The organism is Paenibacillus puerhi (assembly GCF_009846885.1).
Lineage (GTDB): Bacteria > Bacillota > Bacilli > Paenibacillales > NBRC-103111 > Paenibacillus_G > Paenibacillus_G puerhi.
In genome coordinates, this window is sequence record NZ_WUWM01000074.1 from 1 (window position 1) to 3,365 (window position 3,365).

The window sequence follows — 3,365 nt, forward strand, 5'->3', positions numbered from 1 at the left end:
GAGTTGCTTGATGAGCACCTTCCATGGAGTCCAGCAGTTAGGCAACATTGTACATAACGCAAAGCCTATGGATTCTCATGAACCATGGGCTTTTCTTTTTCAATACACCTGGTTATTAGACGCTTACCAATAAGCTGTGAGGTCTTATCTTCTAGGAAAAGAGTTGCTTCGCTAGACATTGGATGTATGAAAATCAATCTGCAACTATCTGTATTCTTAGCTACCGTATAAGGGTTGAGCGGATGACCTGCCAGTATGTTTACCGATTCTATTTCTATAACGATTTGGTTCTCTAATACTTGAATTTTCTCTACTATAGCATCATGTAAATCTAAGAAATCAAAGTATTCATCAGTCGTTGAGTATTTCCATACTTTCAACGTTCTTCACCACCAGAGTATTCGATAGGTTGTCTATGAAACAATGGGATTGTTCATCCAATCTTCGATGGTATCCTTTATTTCATGTCGATCTTTGGAATATTTCTCTCTTATTACTTCCCAAGACTCATTAACTTGTACCAGTCTGTATTGTCCAGTGATCTGACTGTCTGGATACCATCCTAAGTCAATGATAAGCTTATCGCACTTCGGTAACGCCCAATTTCCATCTACTATTTTCATCATTGATATTTGCAAAATATCTTCGGTGAAATACTCCCAGTTCTCAATAAAGCCATCCCCAGTCTCACAAGGTATGGGTCAACATCTGAAAATTTGTTGAAACATACAGCAAACCCCATTGGAATTCTAAGTGGTATTAGGGACATACCGTCACCTCGATTCTCGATTAGAAGGTTTAAGACTAAATCCCTCTGCTCTTATTAAGCCATTCTTCATTGTTCCAAAGTACAGGCAGTGCGCCCACAGGTTGTATTTCTAACCGAGGATCGTCAGAATGCACAAAAGCCATCAACTTTTTTTGATTCTCGACAAGTAATCGCCAAGAATTATTTTGGATAATGTCTAGCACATGGAACGCAGTGTCTTTATCTCGTTCATTGAATTTGTCGAAGTTCTTGAAGACTAATACAAAGCCTTCATTACTAGGAACAATATCAGAAAGGCAATCATTAAAAGCATCTAGGTTTTTTCCATAGTAATTTGGGAACTCAAGTGTATTACCCAATTCCGAAAGACAAGTGTTCTTATCCCATGACTCACAATCAAAGAGATATACGTCAAATCCTTCTTCTCTTATATTTTCAACATACTTCTCTAGTATGCTTTGTCTCCAAAATATAATGATAGAACCGTTCATCATCAACGACTTCCATAATACCTCTCGCTCCATTTATTTAACCCCCAAACAGCTTTCATCAGAACAATAACCTAAACCTATTGTACCATATGTTGGTATTTTACCTTTCGTATCGTTAAAATCTTTCGTCTGGTTGCTGAGAAGATGTGTACATCCCAACATTGAGAACAGAGACATGCATTTAGCTGTACCCCCCCCCCCCCCCGAGTGTCCATAGCATCTAACTCCCGCTCCATTAAGAAGACAAAAAAATACCCTCTCAATGAAGAGAGGGCAATCCCACATTAACTTCTCATTCGTTATTTCCATTCCAAACTAATAGCGAACAGCACTCCACATGTGTGGAGTATTCAGTGAGAACAACCTAACGATGTGCTCTCGCCAAATTTATGTTTTTTCCTATGTTTGATTTCATGAAAGAAGATCACACACTTTTCCATCGACCGACTATGAATTAGTTTTGAAGCGATACGACAACATTGAAATTCCAACATATGGTATAGTATGAGTGAGGTTCTTTGAAAATGAAAGCACGATTTTATTAACAAGTGAGTGATTCTGATGGATAATGAGGATAAGAAGATTGCTGATAAAGTCTTAAAGCACCTATGCTTAGGGGCTAGGATTGATGGAATTAGATTTGGTGGTATTTTGCAAATGCTTATTACTGACCATGACTCAAATGAATATGAAAAAGGAATCAAAGGTCAAGTATACATAAACTTAGCTTCGAGATGGTGTGTTTTTGAGTCAATGCCTGCAACTTTACCACATAACGAGGATGCCATTGAAGACTTAACTCAAGAAGAAGAAATCAAACTGCTTTGTACTCTTCGAGAGAAAAAGATTGCTGACATATTTCTAGGTGAATCCGAACCGCACCTTATTATTACCTTGGATAATGGAGAGGTTTTCTTTCTCAATGGTCATGATGAACAATATGAATCATGGCAGTTAGGCGTTGCTTTCAATCCACCTAATGAGAATTGGCTAGTTGTTGCTTGTCCTGATGATACTTTGGCGGTTTGGTATCCAAATTATTTTTCTTAATCAAAGAGCAATTTTATTAAGGGCGGGACTAATATGCTAGGTATTAAAAACTTTGACTTTATAACAGAAAAGGTAAATGACTTTACGATCGGGGACTTAAAGTTTGTTACCGATTTTAAGTATGCGATTGAAATTGATACTGTCTCTTTATTCGATGTTCATAATAATTCAAAGTTGCTAATTGACTTTGTCTTGATACCAAAAGGTGATGCCCCAAAATTTAAGGTTACAATTCATTTTAAGAAAATAGGAAGCCTTAATTTGTCTGCTAGTGGGACTGTGATTCAATTAAGTGGATTTGAAATATTGAATATTACTGATAAAGGATGGGATTCGACAAAATATCTTGTCCGAGATTTTGAAAATGAGGATGACTTTAAGTTTTACTGTAATGACATTGAAGTAACAGCTATCGAGGAAACTGATTTGATTGTTGGATAAAATATGGATTCTATCGGAAAGAAGGTGTCTTTGATGACGCTGCCAGCGGAACTTGATGGGGCAAGAGTTATAGGCTATACATCTAATAACAAATCTAATAATTTTGGTTTTATTCGCTATGAAGAAGAAGATGGGACTTCTAACGACGTTATAATAACTGGTATGGCAATCGCCATGTATGATAGAGACAAAGGATATTATTTATTTTCATGCGATATTGAATGGAACGTAATTGGTGATACTTTTCATAATTCGTTAAATGAAGCGATTGAATGTGCCAAAGTTTCAGATGGTATTGCCGAAAGCGATTGGATATGTCCTTTGAGCGAGAATCAGTAGGAATTATGTTGAATTACAATAAAAGAGAAGTTCTATGCAAAGAAACCACTCCATTGCAGGAGTGGCTTTGTCTGTATATACTGCTGATATTTTGTGGTTCAATTGTACTTTATGTTTAGATACACTACGGTGAAATGTATCATAAGTAGTAAGCGTCTAATAACCAGGTGTATTGAAAAAGAAAAGCCCATGGTTCATGAGAATCCATAGGCTTTGCGTTATGTACAATGTTGCCTAACTGCTGGACTCCATGGAAGGTGCTCATCAAGCAACTC

5 protein-coding genes are annotated in these 3,365 nt (G+C 36.9%); 3 read left to right on the forward strand and 2 right to left on the reverse strand.

Annotation, left to right across the window (positions count from 1 at the left end):
• Window positions 1-65 precede the first annotated feature (65 nt).
• Together GSF01_RS28935 and GSF01_RS28940 are read right to left on the reverse strand one after the other, a co-directional pair.
• Complete coding sequence (locus GSF01_RS28935; protein WP_159888732.1) at window positions 66-380, reverse strand: hypothetical protein; 315 nt, start codon at window positions 378-380, stop codon at window positions 66-68.
• A 424-nt stretch (window positions 381-804) separates the two neighbouring features.
• A complete protein-coding gene (locus tag GSF01_RS28940) occupies window positions 805-1,293 on the reverse strand; it encodes a barstar family protein (protein ID WP_235941798.1) in 489 nt (162 codons plus the stop codon).
• A gap of 528 nt (window positions 1,294-1,821) precedes the next feature.
• On the opposite strand from GSF01_RS28940, the gene GSF01_RS28945 reads away from it, so the two are divergent.
• Genes GSF01_RS28945 through GSF01_RS28955 form a run of 3 tightly spaced genes read left to right on the forward strand, consistent with a single transcriptional unit; the run spans window position 1,822 to window position 3,090 of the window.
• Window positions 1,822-2,310, forward strand: a complete 489-nt coding sequence (locus GSF01_RS28945; RefSeq protein ID WP_159888733.1) for a hypothetical protein — start codon at window positions 1,822-1,824, stop codon at window positions 2,308-2,310.
• Between the two features lie 33 nt (window positions 2,311-2,343).
• Window positions 2,344-2,751 carry a hypothetical protein gene (locus GSF01_RS28950; protein ID WP_159888734.1) on the forward strand — a complete coding sequence of 136 codons (408 nt, stop codon included), beginning with the start codon at window positions 2,344-2,346 and terminating at the stop codon, window positions 2,749-2,751.
• Between the two features lie 33 nt (window positions 2,752-2,784).
• The gene (locus tag GSF01_RS28955; RefSeq protein ID WP_159888735.1) at window positions 2,785-3,090 is read left to right on the forward strand and encodes a hypothetical protein; all 306 of its coding nucleotides are present in this window, start codon (window positions 2,785-2,787) and stop codon (window positions 3,088-3,090) included.
• Window positions 3,091-3,365 lie beyond the last annotated feature (275 nt).

Bases quoted from the DNA above. Each gene is read 5' to 3' on its own strand.
- GSF01_RS28940 (WP_235941798.1), bottom strand. From the start codon at position 1,293: ATGGAGCGAGAGGTATTATGGAAGTCGTTGATGATGAACGGTTCTATC.
- GSF01_RS28945 (WP_159888733.1), top strand. From the start codon at position 1,822: ATGGATAATGAGGATAAGAAGATTGCTGATAAAGTCTTAAAGCACCTA.
- GSF01_RS28950 (WP_159888734.1), top strand. From the start codon at position 2,344: ATGCTAGGTATTAAAAACTTTGACTTTATAACAGAAAAGGTAAATGAC.
- GSF01_RS28955 (WP_159888735.1), top strand. From the start codon at position 2,785: ATGACGCTGCCAGCGGAACTTGATGGGGCAAGAGTTATAGGCTATACA.